The 15,699-nt window shown below is 41.2% G+C and carries 12 protein-coding genes; 9 read left to right on the forward strand and 3 right to left on the reverse strand.

Annotation, left to right across the window (positions count from 1 at the left end; all coding sequences use genetic code 11):
- The 6 genes from HWQ37_RS13825 to HWQ37_RS13850 all read left to right on the forward strand — a co-directional run.
- Window positions 1–807, forward strand: an 807-nt coding sequence (locus HWQ37_RS13825; protein WP_292748147.1) for a S8 family serine peptidase, incomplete at its 5' end; no start/stop codon positions are given.
- Window positions 808–1,461: 654 nt separating this feature from the next.
- Window positions 1,462–3,339: an NAD(P)H-quinone oxidoreductase subunit F gene (locus tag HWQ37_RS13830; RefSeq protein ID WP_292748149.1), complete on the forward strand. Its 1,878-nt coding sequence runs from the start codon at window positions 1,462–1,464 to the stop codon at window positions 3,337–3,339.
- A 128-nt stretch (window positions 3,340–3,467) separates the two neighbouring features.
- Window positions 3,468–4,181: a carbonic anhydrase gene (locus HWQ37_RS13835; protein WP_292748151.1), complete on the forward strand. Its 714-nt coding sequence runs from the start codon at window positions 3,468–3,470 to the stop codon at window positions 4,179–4,181.
- A gap of 249 nt (window positions 4,182–4,430) precedes the next feature.
- Window positions 4,431–5,927 carry an NADH-quinone oxidoreductase subunit M gene (locus HWQ37_RS13840; RefSeq protein ID WP_292748153.1) on the forward strand — a complete coding sequence of 499 codons (1,497 nt, stop codon included), beginning with the start codon at window positions 4,431–4,433 and terminating at the stop codon, window positions 5,925–5,927.
- Between the two features lie 36 nt (window positions 5,928–5,963).
- Complete coding sequence (locus HWQ37_RS13845; RefSeq protein WP_292748155.1) at window positions 5,964–6,554, forward strand: CDP-alcohol phosphatidyltransferase family protein; 591 nt, start codon at window positions 5,964–5,966, stop codon at window positions 6,552–6,554.
- A 2-nt stretch (window positions 6,555–6,556) separates the two neighbouring features.
- Window positions 6,557–7,864, forward strand: a complete 1,308-nt coding sequence (locus HWQ37_RS13850) for a CO2 hydration protein (RefSeq protein ID WP_292748157.1) — start codon at window positions 6,557–6,559, stop codon at window positions 7,862–7,864.
- A gap of 93 nt (window positions 7,865–7,957) precedes the next feature.
- Here HWQ37_RS13850 and HWQ37_RS13855 read toward each other — a convergent pair whose 3' ends face one another.
- The 3 genes from HWQ37_RS13855 to HWQ37_RS13865 all read right to left on the reverse strand — a co-directional run bounded on the left by HWQ37_RS13855 (window position 7,958) and on the right by HWQ37_RS13865 (window position 11,174).
- A complete protein-coding gene (locus tag HWQ37_RS13855) occupies window positions 7,958–9,175 on the reverse strand; it encodes a glutathione S-transferase family protein (RefSeq protein ID WP_292748159.1) in 1,218 nt (405 codons plus the stop codon).
- 341 nt (window positions 9,176–9,516) lie between these two features.
- On the reverse strand, window positions 9,517–10,737 hold the full coding sequence (gene chrA / locus HWQ37_RS13860; RefSeq protein ID WP_292748161.1) for a chromate efflux transporter: 1,221 nt from the start codon (window positions 10,735–10,737) through the stop codon (window positions 9,517–9,519).
- A complete protein-coding gene (locus tag HWQ37_RS13865; protein WP_292748163.1) occupies window positions 10,734–11,174 on the reverse strand; it encodes a protein tyrosine phosphatase family protein in 441 nt (146 codons plus the stop codon). The genes chrA and HWQ37_RS13865 overlap by 4 nt, the downstream gene beginning before the upstream one ends.
- 369 nt (window positions 11,175–11,543) lie before the next feature.
- Between HWQ37_RS13865 and HWQ37_RS13870 the strand changes: the two genes are divergently transcribed.
- The 3 genes from HWQ37_RS13870 to ovoA all read left to right on the forward strand — a co-directional run bounded on the left by HWQ37_RS13870 (window position 11,544) and on the right by ovoA (window position 15,444).
- A complete protein-coding gene (locus tag HWQ37_RS13870; RefSeq protein ID WP_292748165.1) occupies window positions 11,544–12,641 on the forward strand; it encodes an iron-containing redox enzyme family protein in 1,098 nt (365 codons plus the stop codon).
- A gap of 216 nt (window positions 12,642–12,857) precedes the next feature.
- On the forward strand, window positions 12,858–13,553 hold the full coding sequence (locus HWQ37_RS13875) for a class I SAM-dependent methyltransferase (RefSeq protein ID WP_292748167.1): 696 nt from the start codon (window positions 12,858–12,860) through the stop codon (window positions 13,551–13,553).
- 523 nt (window positions 13,554–14,076) lie between these two features.
- Window positions 14,077–15,444, forward strand: coding sequence for a 5-histidylcysteine sulfoxide synthase (gene ovoA / locus HWQ37_RS13880; protein WP_292748169.1), 1,368 nt, complete (start codon window positions 14,077–14,079; stop codon window positions 15,442–15,444).
- Window positions 15,445–15,699: the final 255 nt, after the last annotated feature.

A 15,699-nucleotide genomic window follows, 5' to 3' on the forward strand; every position in this document is an offset into this window, starting at 1 on the left:
GACTATGCCAGCAGCAAAGGAGTGATTGTCGTCATGGCAGCAGGTAATGATGGTGACTCATCACCAGACTATCCCGCCCGCTATGCATCCAAGTCGGGAATTGCCGTTGGCGCAGTAGATAAAAATAATAATATGCCCGACTTCTCTAATCGCTCTGGAACAAATCAAATAGCTTACGTCGCAGCGCCCGGAGTCAAGGTTTATTCATCAGTTCCGAATAATCAGTATGACACTTATAGCGGCACGTCTATGGCTGCTCCTCACGTTGCTGGTATCGTAGCTCTGATGCTTAGTGCTAACCCCAACCTGACTGATGCCCAAGTACGCCAGATTGTCACAGAAACCGCAGGAAATAGTACGCAAACTACAAGCTCTAGTTTGAATATTTCTAATGTCAGTTCTCTAGCAAGTCAGGTGATTGCAGATACAGCAGTGAATAAGACATCTAGTTTTAATAGTTCCAATTTTGGTTCTCGAATCGGTCAGGCAACTACAGAAACAGGAAAATCTCTAACACCAGAAACTACCGCCAGTTGGAATCATTCTAATTTTAACCCTGCGATCGCTCAGGCGATGTCTAAGATGGGCTATACTTACGCAGGAAACACAAAATATCTGACATCAGCCGCAGATAATAATGGATTAGCCAATCCAGAATTATGGTCGCAATTCCAAAACTATGAGAATATTCTGGACAGCATCAATGTGAATGGCAATGATGATCAGAATAATTTTGATTTTGGCAAACTACTAGAGGGAACGCAAAAACAAATAGATCAGTATAAAAAATTCTTGGGTATGGCTTGAAGATTATAGCGATTTGCAGTTGAGTTCAATACTGCTCCGTAATGCTGTATTTGTCTATACACTAAACTCAACACTATTGCTGCCATCACTGGTAGGGTGAAAGTCTGGATTTCCTTGTTTATTCCGTGGCTTAGTCATGGTTATTCTCAACACTATTGTGTTCAGTTTAACCATTGCGTTTTACCCACTTGACAAGACTCTAATTTTCTTAACTTGACACCTATGGCAAGATGCCCACCCCACAAGAATTAATTGGATATTTTTTTATTTGGAAGTCCCTTATTAAACCCGAATCATCCCACCCCGCCAAAGCTACGCTTTCTCTCCCCTCCCCGATGCTTTGGGGTGGGGTGCATTTCTATCAATTGATAAAACTAATGATAACTATTGATTAATCGCTGACTCAATGCATAGATAAAAGTTAATAGCTATGATTAATTACTTAAATAGTTCCTTAGTATAAGAAATAATTAGAGTTCTTATCTCAAATTTATTTAGTTAAATAATTCCATTTTGACAGATATAACGGTAAGCTGTTTTTAACAAAATTAAACAAAGATAAATTTTCGTTATCTGCGCTCGCTGGGTTAACAGGGATCAACGCCAGTTGATTCAAAACCCATAGTTTTTGATGACAATAATAGAGGTAAGTTGATGGCTCAGTTTCTACTTGAGACTGTTTGGCTAGTTCCGTGCTATGCCTTAATAGGTGGCTTGTTAGCCGTGCCTTGGTCGCCGGGAATCATTCGGAAAACGGGGCCAAGACCGGCGGGTTATGTAAACTTGGTAATGACATTTTTGGCGTTTGTGCATAGTGCGATCGCTTTACAAGCAACTTGGAATTATCCAGCCCAAAATGTATTTATTCCTTGGTTATCTACGGCTGGTTTAGACCTCACCATTGCTTTAGAAATATCCTCAATCAGTGTCGGCGCTTTGGTTGTAATTACTGGATTGAATTTGCTGGCACAGATTTATGCGATCGGCTACATGGAAATGGATTGGGGTTGGGGACGCTTCTATTCTTTGCTGGGATTATTTGAAGCGGGATTATGTGCCCTTGCTTTGTGTGATAACTTGTTCTTCAGTTATGTAATTTTGGAAGTTCTAACTTTAGGAACCTATCTACTAGTCGGCTTATGGTTTAGTCAACCTTTGGTAGTTTCAGGTGCGAGAGATGCGTTTTTAACCAAGCGGGTGGGAGACTTATTCTTGCTGATGGGCGTGTTGGCATTATGGCCTTTAGCTGGAACTTGGAATTATACAGAATTAGCTGAGTGGGCGGCTACTGCTAACGTCAACCCGACAACTATGGCACTGGTAAGTTTAGCTTTAATTGCTGGTCCGATGGGTAAATGCGCCCAATTTCCCCTGCATTTATGGCTAGATGAAGCAATGGAAGGCCCTCTTCCCAGTACGATTTTGCGGAACTCGGTAGTAGTGGCTAGTGGTGCATGGGTGCTGATTAAACTGCAACCTGTGTTAAGCCTGTCGCCCATAGCGTCCTCAGCGATGGTTGCGATTGGTGCGGTGACAGCCGTGGGTGCTTCTTTGATTGCGATCGCTCAAATCGATCTTAAACGCTGCCAATCCTATTCTGTCAGTGCATACATGGGTTTAGTATTCATTGCTGTGGGAGTGCAACAAGACGAAGCAGCGCTGTCGTTAGTCCTTAGCAACGCCATATCCGCAGCATTGTTGGTGATGAGTACTGGCGGAATTATTTGGAATAGCATTACCCAAGATGTTACCCAATTAGGCGGATTGTGGACGCGCCGCCCAATTTCTGCGATCGCCTTTATCGTTGGAAGTTTGGGGTTAATTGGTTTTCCACCATTGGGTGGCTTTTGGGCGCTGATAGAATTAGCAGATGGGTTGTGGGAAACCCAACCTTGGTTAGTGGGAGTATTAATAGCTGTAAATGCTTTGACGGCTGTGAGTTTGACGAGAGAATTCGCTTTAATTTTTGGCGGTAAAGCTAGACAAATGGCCCAGAGATCGCCTGAAGTTCACTGGCCGATGATTCTGCCGATGGTAATCTTACTTGGCTTTAACCTACATCTTCCTTTGGTGTTGCAAAGCTTATCACTTTTACCCAATTGGGCAACTCTAAATAAAGATGTCGCACTACTTTTAGTTTGGTCGAGTATTTTCAGTTGCAGCATCACTGGCGTGATTTATTTAGGCAATATTCCTAAACCGATTCGTCTCCCTTGGAAAGGTTTACAAGACTTAATCGCATACGATTTTTACACACCCAAACTCTATCGAATTACGATAATTTTTGGAGTTGCCAAAATTTCCCAACTTGCCGATATGATTGACCGCTTTGTAGTCGATGGCATCGTTAACTTCGTTGGTTTATTTTCGCTATTAGGTGGCGAAGGTCTTAAATACAGCACCTCTGGACAAACCCAGTTTTATGCCTTAACTGTCCTTGTAGGAGTAAGTTTTTTAGGAATGTGGGTAACTTGGCCATTTTGGGGAATGCAATTTTTAAATATGGTTTTTCAAATTTCGACACTTGGATAGCAGAATAATTCGTAATTCGTAATTCGTAATTGAATTAGTTGGAAATTTAAATACCAATAAAAATTACAAAAAACTATTTTACTAATAATTACGAATTACGAATTAATTAACATTGTGAGGAGAATTTCATGAGCATACAACATCCGCAGATAAATCTTTCCAGAAGAAGTTTATTTAAGTTTGGTGCAGGTGCGATCGGTACAGGTGTATTAACAGCCGGACTTGGCTCAAACTTACTTGCAGCCGAAAAAAAACCAGTAGATGAAGATATTACGCCTGATAAGGCACTGCAAGAATTACTAGATGGGAATGAAAGATTTGTTAAAGCAAAACGTCGCAATCCTCACCAAACCCATTCGCGTTTAGTCGAAGTTGCTAAAGGTCAAAAACCCTTTGCTTCGATTCTAAGTTGTGCAGATTCACGAGTTCCTTCAGAGATTATTTTTGACCAAGGACTTGGAGATTTATTTGTCTGTCGTGTAGCCGGTAATATTGCCACAGTAGAAGAAATTGGTAGTTTAGAATTTGGTAGCTTAGTATTAGGCTCTAAAGTCATCATGGTAGTGGGGCATGAAAGATGCGGTGCGGTGCAAGCCGCAATCAAAGGCGCTCAAGTACCAGGACAAATTGGAAGTTTGCTTGAGGCAATTAAACCGAGCGTAGAAAGCTCTAAAGGAGAATCAGGAGATAAGTTAGAAAACGCCTGTAAAGCAAATGTTTTGGCACAAGTTAAAAAGTTGAAATCATCCACAGTTTTATCTGACTTAATTAGTGCAGAAAAGCTAAAAATAGTCGGAGCTTATTACGATTTAGATACTGGAAAAATCAGTATCGTCGATTAGCTGTTTTATCTTTTGTCATTAATCATTGCCGAATGGCACGAAGAAAAGCCCAAAGACTTATGTAACCTCGTTCCCAGCCTGGAAGCTGGGAACCAGTTGGAAAGGGGGAATAAGAATCTTAAAGTCTCCCTTTTTAAGGGGGATTTAGGGGGATCTCCAAGGGTTAGGTGTATGCAAAAAAACTTTTCAAACATCCTCTAAGAGTAAATCATAAAGGACAAAGGACGAAGGATAAAGGACAAAATTACCATGTTAAGTGTATTGATTTGGCTGCCGATTTTCGCTGCTTTTTTCATAGCAATATTACCTGTAAGTATCCCGACATATCGCATTCGTTTAACAGCATTAATTTTTTCGGGGCTAGTTCTATTCTGGAACCTGTTTATCCTGTTAAAATTTGATATCAGCAATCCAGGAATGCAATTTAAAGAGTATTTGCCCTGGAATGAAACCCTTGGCTTGAGCTATCAATTAGGTGTTGATGGGCTTTCTATCTTGATGTTGGTGTTAAATAGCCTACTCACCTGGATTGCTATTTACAGCAGTAGTCAAGAAACTGAACGTCCCCGGCTGTTCTACTCGATGATTTTATTAGTTAGTGGAGGAGTCGCAGGTGCTTTTTTAGCAGAGAACTTGCTGCTATTCTTTTTGTTCTACGAACTAGAATTAATTCCCTTCTACTTACTAATTTCCATTTGGGGAGGGAAAAAACGGGGTTATGCTGGAATTAAATTCTTGATTTACACTGCTGTTTCGGGAGCATTAATTCTGGCGACATTCTTGGGTATGGTGTGGCTGAGTGGTTCGACTAATTTTGCTTTTGATGCAGTCTCTACAGAAAACTTGTCAACAGCAAAACAAATCCTTTTACTAGCAGGAATAGTATTAGGTTTTGGCATTAAAATTCCCTTAATTCCCTTCCATACTTGGCTACCCGATGCTTACGTTGAGGCTTCAGCACCAATAGCCATTCTTCTCGGTGGCGTGTTAGCAAAGCTGGGAACTTATGGATTACTGCGATTTGGGTTGGGTATGTTTCCCCATGCTTGGAGTATTATTGCGCCGACTTTGGCAATTTGGGGAGCAATCAGCGCTATCTATGGGGCAGTAATTGCGATCGCTCAAAAAGACATCAAGCGTATGGTAGCATACAGTTCCGTCGGTCACATGGGCTATATAGTGCTAGCCGGTGCCGCCAGTACTCCTTTAGCACTCGTTGGTGCAGTCGCCCAAATGTTTAGTCATGGTATTATCCTGGCGATTCTCTTCCACTTAGTAGGAGTTGTAGAAGCCAAAGTCGGTACACGCGAGTTAGATAAACTCAATGGTTTAATGAGTCCCATACGCGGTTTACCCTTAATTAGCGCCTTACTAGTTTTAAGCGGTATGGCTAGCGCAGGTATTCCCGGTTTAACAGGATTCATTGCCGAATTTATCGTCTTTCAAGGTAGTTTCTCTATCTTTCCCATCCCGACAATTTTGTGTGTAGTCGCTAGTGGATTAACCGCAGTTTATTTTGTCATCCTCCTTAACCGCACTTGTTTTGGCAGACTCGATAACTTCGCTTACTATCCCAAAGTTCTTTGGTCTGAAAAAATCCCAGCTTTAATTTTGGCAGCCTTTATCATCTTTTTAGGAGTACAACCCACTTGGTTAGTACGTTGGAGTGAATCTACAACTACAACAATGGTGGCTGCAATTCCCCCCTTAGAAAAAACCGTAATCTCGGAAGTAGCGCTGAAGTAATAAATAAGAGATTTACGCATCGATAAAGGAGGAAGGATGAATCTAACATTAATTCCCAGTGGTCTTGTTCTATTTCGCTTTTTGATATCTCCATTTCTCCTGTTAGATGCGTTGGATGGTAAAACCAGTATTTGGTTCATCGTTGGTTTTATTGCAGCCTTCCTTTCAGATATTTTTGATGGCATAATTGCGCGACGACTAGGTGTTAGCAATGCCCAATTGCGCCAAGCTGACAGTTGGGCTGATGTCTGCCTTTTTAGTTGTATCTTCGTCAGTGCGTGGATAGTTTATCAAAATATTCTGGTTACTTATAGCGTCCCTTTGCTAATGATTGTTTTTGCTCAATTGCTGTGGTGGGTGGTGAATTTAGTGAAATATGGTAAACCCGCTAGCTATCACACCTACTCGGCAAAATTTTGGGGAATTACTCTTTTTATTGCCATTATTGCCCTATTCGGCTTTGATTACGCCGGAGTTACCTTATGGCTGACTTGTATTGCTGGCACAATTCATAGCGTTGAAGAAATTGCTATGACGCTAATCTTGCCAGTTTGGACACATGATGTTTTGAGCATTTTTCATGCTTTGAATATTCGTCAAGAATTACTAACACCAATTACCAAATAATCATGACAGCAATTAAAACAGCAATTAAATTACCTCCTTCAAATCACGAATTTGCCGAAGTCATTCACCGCTTAGAAGCTGGCGGTTCAATGTTACCCGATACTCCAGAAAATTTGATGCAAATCATCGGTTTGTATAAAGCTTATGCTGTACCGATGGATTTTTACTGGCGCGACCTACTTTATATTGCCGAACGCGAATTTTTAAACCCGCTTCCCTTCTTTAAATACTTCTTACCCAAAGAATATTTAGAACTGCATAATCATTACGCTGGCGATGATGCCGATTTACGAATTTGGCGCGGCGAAGCTACTGCACATCCCGAACTTTTGGCATTTATTGAGAAGGGTGAAACTTTCAAAATGCCAAAGTTATTCCATCACTTGTTACACGATCGCATTAACATGGAATTTGCGGAAGCTTGTATGCGGGCGATGTTGTGGCACAGAGGCATGGGTGGACAATTTGACCCTTACCTAGATTCTGAAGAATACAAAGCCAACGCCGACCGAGCAATTAAAGCTTATTTCCAAGGAAACCCCGTAATGCTGGGGCTTTACAAGCTGTTCCCCGATATGTTTTTGGAACAGTGCCGCCAAATGTCATACTACGCTAACCTGGGCTTATTTTGGGAAGTCATGGCACCGGTATTCTTTGAAATGTCCGATCGCTATGATGAAGGTACTATTACCAGCGTCCCAGAGGCGATGAGCTTCATAGTTAATGGTATATTTGCGATCACAGGTCGTCCCATTTACCATCACGTCTATATTCGTGGCGAATGCTACGAAATTGTCCCCAAATCTAAGGGTTTTATGTGGTTATATGAAGCTGCATTACCTTATGTCGAAGCAGTTTTCTACCGCACCGCACCCTTCCGAGGAACAAAATCTTATAATGCTCAAGCGCGTCAAGTTCCAGAAAATCAAAAAGACTTTCACTATGGCATTCTTTACGCTGACGTATTTCCAGTGGGTACAGCTGGCATACCCCCGACATTATTAGCGCAAGATATGTTGCATTTTTTGCCCCCATATCTTGTTGATTACTACAGCCAACATTGCCGGGGCGAAGAAGATATGTTGATTCAGTTAGGAGTGAGTTTTCAACGCTCAATGTATTGTGTCACTTCTGCGGTAATTCAAGCTTTGCGGGCTGCACTTTTATACCCTTTAGATGACCAAAATCCCAAGCATTTACAAGCCAATCGAGATTTCTTTGAAATGCAGTTAAATCGCTTTACCCGTGATGACTACAATATTCGTGATGCTGCTCGTTTAGGGAGCATTCAAAGTCAAGATTATCGATAAGATATCTCCATCTAAAACCTTTGTAGAGACGTATCACTGCTACGTCTCTACATTTTTTTATACCAGATGTCTTATAGACTGAAAATGCGATCGCTAATAAAGAGATGCCAACACTTTATCAGCTGCTGCCCGGAATGCAGTTGCAGCACCAGCACTCATATCCCGTGGCGCACAGATGCGATTTCTCACATAGGCAAGTGCGATCGCACCAACCGCAGCCGTAGTGGGATCGGCATTGTCTTTACCACCCACACGTCCCCACGGTAATGCTGCACCATTGCCATTGATCAGATAGTCAGCTAGTAATCTGAGGTGAAAATCAACCGCTTCTTTAACGGCACTTGTGTCACCATTGACCGCCAATGCTTGCACCCCGGAGTTTTTCAGGATATCTCCTAAAGCAACTTCTCGGTTATCAGTCAACCTTTCAGCCGCTTCTGCCCGAAATTGAATTTCTTGGCTAATAGCCGGGTCGGGGGGCAAAGGATTGCCGATTGGTGTCACGCCCCAGCGACGACGCAAAAGTAAATTGTTGGTGGTATCATCCGATTTGACGCGGTGATAGGCGGGACGTTGTTTGAGTGCTTCAAACCAAGCATTGATCCGAGGATAGCGGGGATTTCCCTTGAGTTGATATCCGCGATAAACGGGTAAGTTAGCCGCCAATCTGTCTAAATGGGGACTATAGGTAATATCTACGACGCTAAATGTTGACAAAAAGTAGGGGCCGGAATACTTTCCGAGAAGTTGCTCTAGTTCGTCTAATTTCGCTTCAAAAGCTGCTTGTAAACTTGCTAATTCATGCGGATCTTCCGGGGGTTGTCTGAGAAATTTATAGGCGATATCTCTCACACCATTGGTTTCTGCATCCTCAAGCCACTGCCTAGCAACGGCGTTTTCCTCTGGGTCTTCAGGAAGCAAGCTTGGCCCAAATCTTTCTTCCAACGCTAACAGAATATCTTTGGATTCATAAACTAACTTGTCCTCAATTTTCGCCGCCGGGACAAGAGTTGTGGGAACTAAATCGGTATACCATTTAGGCTTGTTAGTCAAGTCGATAAACTCTGTTGCAAAGGGAATTTCTTTTTCTTCGAGAGCAAACCAAACCCGCTCGCAAAATGGACACCAAGAGTTAGTATCGCGGTAAAGCAGTACTGGCGGTTCTGTATCTGGTGGCAGTTTATGGAGACTGCTAGGTATGGGAGCGGTAGAAGGAGATTGCCCTGGTCTACGCACCCGTCGAGCCGAGGTATTTTTTTGGGCAATTTCTAACAGTTGTTCCCAATTAGATACTGTGTCTTGAATTGACATATTTCACCTTAGTTTAAGTTAACTTTATTTCCACAAAGGAGTCAGTGGTTAGAAGTTATATCATTGACTATTTTTCAATAGATAACTAGCTGAATTTTTGAACCATGACCACAAAATACTAAAAAAACATGGTCTTGCCGGAGTTAATGGCGATTATCACACAAAAATAGTTTGAAAGCAAGATTTAATCTATCTATTTTTTGACTTACTTCAGCCGTAAAAATCAGAAAAATCTCTATAAATTTGATTCATAGAGAGGATAGAAAACTTAAGTCAAAAAATACCAATAAAGTAATAAGTGTCTAAAGTCAAGCTACTAGTAATCTAAAATACTTGCAATTTCATCGGGTGTAGCCCAAGAGTGAAGCACCCCAGCCAATGAAAGCGCTACCAAAGACTAGCCATGCAGCATTAATGCGAAAGCGAATGGCTAAAATGGCACAGACGATCGCGATCGCCAAACCGAGAAAATCTACAAATGGGGCTTGTGGTAATGTTAAAGTTGCTTTCCCCAGTTGTAGAGTCGTAACAACCATTAGCGCTACGGCACTAACATTCACAGCATCCAAAAATGCTCTAGTCCAAGAAGAGGCTCGTAAGCGTGGAATTAGGGGATTCAGGGCAGCAACGAAAACAAAAGAAGGTAGAAAAATTCCGATTGTGGCAACAATTGCGCCAGGCATGCCAGCAATGACATAACCGATAAACGTAGCAGTGGAAAGTACTGGGCCAGGGGTAAATTGACCAATTGCGATCGCATCTAATAACTGCTGTTGTGTCAGCCAGCCGTATTCTTGAACTAATCCCCCTTGCAGAAAAGCTACTAAAAGGTAGCCACCACCAAACAAGACACTACCGACTTTGAGAAAAAACCAGCCCAACTGCCATAGAGAAACGTTGGCGACAGTAGATGCAGTAGCTACCGATGCAGCAAGTACAGTTGATGCCTTCAAAGTAGCACCTGTGCTGAGACTAGCAATCAGAAAGTTGGCTTTATCTCCTGGTTTATCGTTTTTATCGCCAGAATGTAACCAAACCATCCCCAGCAATCCCCCAATTAATAGGGCAATTACTTCATTTAATTTCAATAACAATGTTAGCAATGCCACAGCGAAAGCGATCGCTAGTAATTGGCGAGTTTTCACAGCCTTTTTTGCCAAGCCCCACAAGGCATTGATGATGATTGCTAAAACAGCCGGTTTAATACCATAAAGTAAAGGAGCAATTTGGGGTAGAGTACCGTAGGCAACATAAACCCAAGCAAACCCACCAGTAATTAGAACCGCAGGTAAGACAAAACAAACCCCTGACACAATCAGCCCTAGCCATCCTGCATAGATGTATCCTATGTGGATGGCCATTTCTGTGGAATTTGGCCCAGGAATTAGGTTAGTTGCGCCCAGCAAATCTAGAAAATGCTCCCTTGTCAACCATTGGCGACGCTTAACCACTTCATCTTCAATCATGGCAATATGAGCAACCGGACCCCCAAAGCCGATAACGCCCAGTTTAAAAAACAGCTTGGCGAGTTCACCCAAACGGCCTGGTGTTGAGTTAGTCATTTTTGCTTGGCAATATAATTTTCAAGTAAGAATTGCTTGAGGTGGGGTTGTTCTAAATTTAAACCAAGCTCTTGGGCTTTCTGACTAATTTCCTCATAAGTCAGACCTTCACTAATAGCATTGGCAATCAAGGCGATACCACCAGCCCTTGCTCCAGCAGCACAGTGAATTAAAATTGGTTTGGGTAAGTTCTCAATCTCCTGAATTGCTAACTCGGTTTGCTCTTGATTTGGTTCTGTAGGCTTTAATGGGACATTAGCATATTCCAATCCAGCCGCTTGAGCTTGCTGCTGTTCGTCACTGAGAAAACCTGCTTCATCGGGAGAACGCAGATTCAGCACTGACTTAAATCCCTCTTGGGCTGCCTGTTTTAACTCCTCAGAAGTTAGTTGTCCAGCAGCGCTCAAGTCGTCACTAACTTTTTTAGTGTTGCTCATAATCTTTAACCCCACTATTTAGATAGTTTTATCGTAGTTTATCTTATAGACCATTTGTAGAACAATAGGCTTGGGTTAAGGCTAGCAGTCTTTGTCAAAGTCATTTTTTTTACGTAGACGCATTCGCGGAGCGTCTCGTAGAGAAGCGGCTACTCTACGAGAACGCTAAGAGCGAACCCGCAGGGGCAATAGAGTTGCCAGTGCGTTGGGCGGGTTCCCCTGCTTCCCGCCCCTCTGCCTCTTGTCCATTCCTTTGAAACTTAATTTTTCTTTATAACCAGGGAAAGAGGTACAGAAAGCTACTGATGTGGAAACCTAGATATTAGAGGTGAAAGTAATTTCTCACTTTTCCAAAGTACCGAAGATTCCATGCAAAGCAATTTAGTTACATTTCCTAAGACTGAGGCTGCGAAAAATAGCACGCAAACTAAAGAAAGAAAAATTACTAAGTACGACCGTGCTGAGGAGCAATTTATAGAATTGCTCGCAATGGAGGATTTGGATAATAAGCTAGATGCAAATCCTTCAATAGCCAGTGAGTTTGAACAGTCGCTCTCTATGGCAATTGGTGCTGCTTATGAAAACGATCGCTCCGATCAACAGGCTCATCGTTTTCTCCAACGGATACTTTATCGAATTAATCGGCTAAAGCTGTTTTGGTACGACGATTTGCGGAATTATACTAATGAGCGATCGCCTTACTTGTACTCATGCCGTGACCAAATTGAAGCTGCTTGGCAACAGTGGGAACTGGCACAATTTGATGTGGCTGCACTGCAACAATTAGACGTAAAACACGCTTTAATTGAGCGTGCATCTACCGATTTAGAGCCGCTTTTGTCGGACAATAGCCGCTACATTCGGGAGGAAATGACTGAAGCTGGGTATCGTCACCTGCTAGCGATCGGCTCCTTTGATGGCTTGGTTGAAGGTAGTCGTCTTTGCTACGTATTGGGTGGTGCTGCTAATGAAATGCAGTGTACGCTGGTGCGAGTATTACTAGAAGAATACGGCAATGGTCGTTTATCCCGCAAGCACTCTACATTTTTTGCTCAAATGCTGGCTGAGTTTGGGATGAACACTGAACCAGAAGGATACTTCGATTTAGTACCTTGGGAAGTCTTAGCTTGTGATAATCATAACTTTCTGACCACCGATCGCAAACGCTATTTCCTCCGTTATTGTGGTGCCTTGACATATTTTGAGGTGGCTGGCCCTGCGGCTTACAAAAACTATCTGGCGGCGGCGCAAAGATTGGGACTCTCAGAGGCGGCGATGGGTTATTGGGAACTGCACATCCGGGAAGATGAGCGCCACGGTCGTTGGATGTTAGATGATGTGGCTTTGCCTTTGGCAGAACGATATCCCAATGATGCGTGGGAACTGCTGCTTGGCTATGACCAGGAGAAACTAATGGGCGATCGCGCCTCTGCTGCTGTTGTGCGATCGATACGCGAATTACAATAAGCCGCTTTACTCATGCGAGCAATCTCAAAAATTATAAATAGCAGGTTATTCTTAGCATTTTAATTTGACATTTTTAAGTCATTTTATCGCTAATTATCCTGCAAACATATTTCTTTAGCAACGGCTTGCTAAAGAACAGTCTTTATTGCCTTAATCAAAGGTAATAAATAACCTACTGTTACATAGATTATACCTTACAAGTTGAAGTGCAGTCAAATGAAAAATATCTTTTTTTGTCCTGAAGAATCTAATTTCTACTCAAATTGCTTAGAAAGCTTTGTGATCAGAAATTGCCAAAATTCTGAATCTATTGTGGAGTTTGGTTCAGGAGATGGCAGCCCTGTAATTAATTCTTTATTGAGAAACAATTTTGATGGAGTCATCCAGGGATTTGAATTAAATACTTCTGCATGGAAAGTCGCAAATTCAACTATCGATGAATACAATCTTACTAATAAATACATCATCCACAATTCATCTTTGTTTAATTCTTCTCAACCTGATGCCGAGTATCTTGTTGCCAATCCGCCCTATCTCCCCGCACCAGATAACGATATTTATATGCCACTCTTATTTGGGGGTGTAGATGGAGCCACAGTTACCAACGATCTTTTATCGTTAGATTATGAAAATGTATTGGTTTTAATATCTAGCTTTTCTAATCCAATCAATACGTTGAACATAGCCAAACAAAATGGTTATTATGTTCAAAACTTCATGGTTTTACCTTTACAGTTTGGCTACTATAGCTCTGAAGCCAAGGTAAAGAAGCACATCGAAAAACTCCAAAAAAATCAGATGGCATTTTATTCTGGAGATTATTATTTTTTAGCTGGAGTTTTATTTAAAAAATGCCAGGAATCTGTAATTGATTTATCTACTGCATTAGCTCAGGTGATGACTAGTTTGTGAAAATCAAGAGTCTCAGGTTCCCGATTTATTCATTTAATAGGACTTACGCACAAGTAACGGAAAACGAACCACAGAGGACACAGAGTTCACGGAGAAATAAGAGTTTAGGAGGGTTTTTGCGTAAGTCGTAATGTATATTCCCACTGAATTACTTGTTAGCTGATAGTTTAATTATTCAACAAATATTAAATTAGTCAAATCTGTGGTGTTACTACACTAAGTCGATAAAGCTGTAGTATTATTTGAAAAACTAATTACTGAACAAGAAGTATTGCTATTAAATAGTAAATCTGTCATATTTAAGAATCTTATCGTAAATTCAAGAGTTTAAGAACCTGCAATCTATATGTAGTATCAGTTTCAGTCAGGGTTTAAATCCCCGTCTGAAATGTTTTAAATTTTGAATTTTGAATTTTGAATTGTTAATCCGTGTTCCCTACCTATGCAAGTGAATTCAGGAATCAAATCGGATTTATAGATAATTGATTTTTTTATTGTTCTTTAACAGCAACTTAGTGACACCATGAAGAGTCAGCAATCTGGTAAACCTCCAAAACTTGATAGTTGTAATAACCAAGTTATCCTCAATTACTTTGAGAATGCTTGGCAGATGGAAGATATGTTATTAAAAAGTCTAGTTGGAGAAGAGACATTTTATCTCAATCCCGACCCTTTGAGAAATCCTCTAATTTTTTATCTGGGACATTCGGCTACTTTCTACATTAATAAATTAATTCAGGTGGAATTATTAGAAAAACGCCTCAATCCAGAGTATGAAATTTTGTTTGAAATTGGAGTAGATCCAGAAAAGCCAGAGGAGTTGAATGCAGCGATCGCTCATCTGGAATGGCCGCAAGTTGCACAGACTTGGGAATATAGAGAACAAGCATATTCCGTAATTTCCGAACTAATTAAAACAACCAAAATTACTTTACCAATTCATCCCAATCATCCCCTTTGGGCTTTAATGATGGGGATTGAACACCAGCGTATTCACATTGAAACTTCTTCGATGTTAATTCGCCAACTACCAATTGAGAGAGTGAAACGTCCTCAAAATTGGCAATATGCCCCTTTTAATGGTTACACTCCTGAGAACGAAATGATCGAAGTTGCTGGTGGGGTAGTAAAACTCGGTAAAGCCTTTGATGATTCGACTTATGGATGGGATATTGATTATGGCGATCGCACTGTTGAAGTTGCACCATTTCTCGCTAGTAAATATCTGATTACCAATTCTGATTTTATCTATTTTCTCAAGGCTGGTGGTTACGAAAATCAAACTTATTGGGATGAAGAATCTTGGAATTGGAAAACTCGATACAACATTCAACAGCCCAAATTTTGGTTACATGAAAATGGTAGCTACAAATATCGAGCTATGTTTGATGAAATCGATTTACCCTTAGATTGGCCTGTAGAAGTCAATCATTATGAAGCAATGGCTTATTGTTGTTGGCAAGGGAAAGATACTCGGTTAATGAGTGAACCAGAATACCATTTAGCAACTTATGGTAATAGTTTATTAGATGATGTCGAAAATTACAATCTAAATTTAAAATTTGGCTCACCTAGTCCTGTTGGGATGTTAGAAACAGCCAAAAGTTCTTCGGGATTGTACGATTTGCGGGGTAATGTTTGGGAATGGTTGAATAATAACTTAAACCCTCTTACAGGATATCAACCTCATTTTCTTTATGAAGATAATTCTGCCATCTTTTTTGATGATAAACATCAAATGATGTTAGGCGGATCTTGGATAACTAATGGTACAGAAGCTTTAAAATATTATCGTAACTGGTTCCGCCCCAATTTTTATCAACACGCAGGTTTTCGGATTGTTCAAGATATCAAAGATCAACAGAATATGCCTCATATCATGTCCGCATAATTAGTTATGATTCTCACAGTCATTGCACCCCTCCCCTTAGCAAGCCTACGGTGTACACACAAGTCGAATTACCCCCCTTAATCCCCCGATGCATTGGGGGGAAACCGGAAAATCTGGTTCCCTCCCCTTTCTAAGGGGAGGGTTAGGGTGGGGTAAAACCTTGGTTAACCCTGTTTTGTCACTCTGGGAAAATAAAAATCAAAGCCAAATTTTGAACTGTAGATAGAACGAGTATTTGAGCGTTTATTTTCTAAC

Origin of the sequence: Nostoc sp. NMS4, from assembly GCF_017115095.1 — a bacterium.
Taxonomy (GTDB): Bacteria; Cyanobacteriota; Cyanobacteriia; order Cyanobacteriales; family Nostocaceae; genus Nostoc.

Coding starts and splice junctions, on each gene's coding strand:
- HWQ37_RS13835 (WP_292748151.1), top strand. CDS start 3,468: ATGAGCATACAACATCCGCAGATAAATCTTTCCAGAAGAAGTTTATTT.
- HWQ37_RS13870 (WP_292748165.1), top strand. CDS start 11,544: ATGCAAAGCAATTTAGTTACATTTCCTAAGACTGAGGCTGCGAAAAAT.
- ovoA (WP_292748169.1), top strand. CDS start 14,077: ATGAAGAGTCAGCAATCTGGTAAACCTCCAAAACTTGATAGTTGTAAT.
- HWQ37_RS13865 (WP_292748163.1), bottom strand. CDS start 11,174: ATGAGCAACACTAAAAAAGTTAGTGACGACTTGAGCGCTGCTGGACAA.
- chrA (WP_292748161.1), bottom strand. CDS start 10,737: ATGACTAACTCAACACCAGGCCGTTTGGGTGAACTCGCCAAGCTGTTT.
- HWQ37_RS13855 (WP_292748159.1), bottom strand. CDS start 9,175: ATGTCAATTCAAGACACAGTATCTAATTGGGAACAACTGTTAGAAATT.
- HWQ37_RS13845 (WP_292748155.1), top strand. CDS start 5,964: ATGAATCTAACATTAATTCCCAGTGGTCTTGTTCTATTTCGCTTTTTG.
- HWQ37_RS13850 (WP_292748157.1), top strand. CDS start 6,557: ATGACAGCAATTAAAACAGCAATTAAATTACCTCCTTCAAATCACGAA.
- HWQ37_RS13840 (WP_292748153.1), top strand. CDS start 4,431: ATGTTAAGTGTATTGATTTGGCTGCCGATTTTCGCTGCTTTTTTCATA.
- HWQ37_RS13830 (WP_292748149.1), top strand. CDS start 1,462: ATGGCTCAGTTTCTACTTGAGACTGTTTGGCTAGTTCCGTGCTATGCC.
- HWQ37_RS13875 (WP_292748167.1), top strand. CDS start 12,858: ATGAAAAATATCTTTTTTTGTCCTGAAGAATCTAATTTCTACTCAAAT.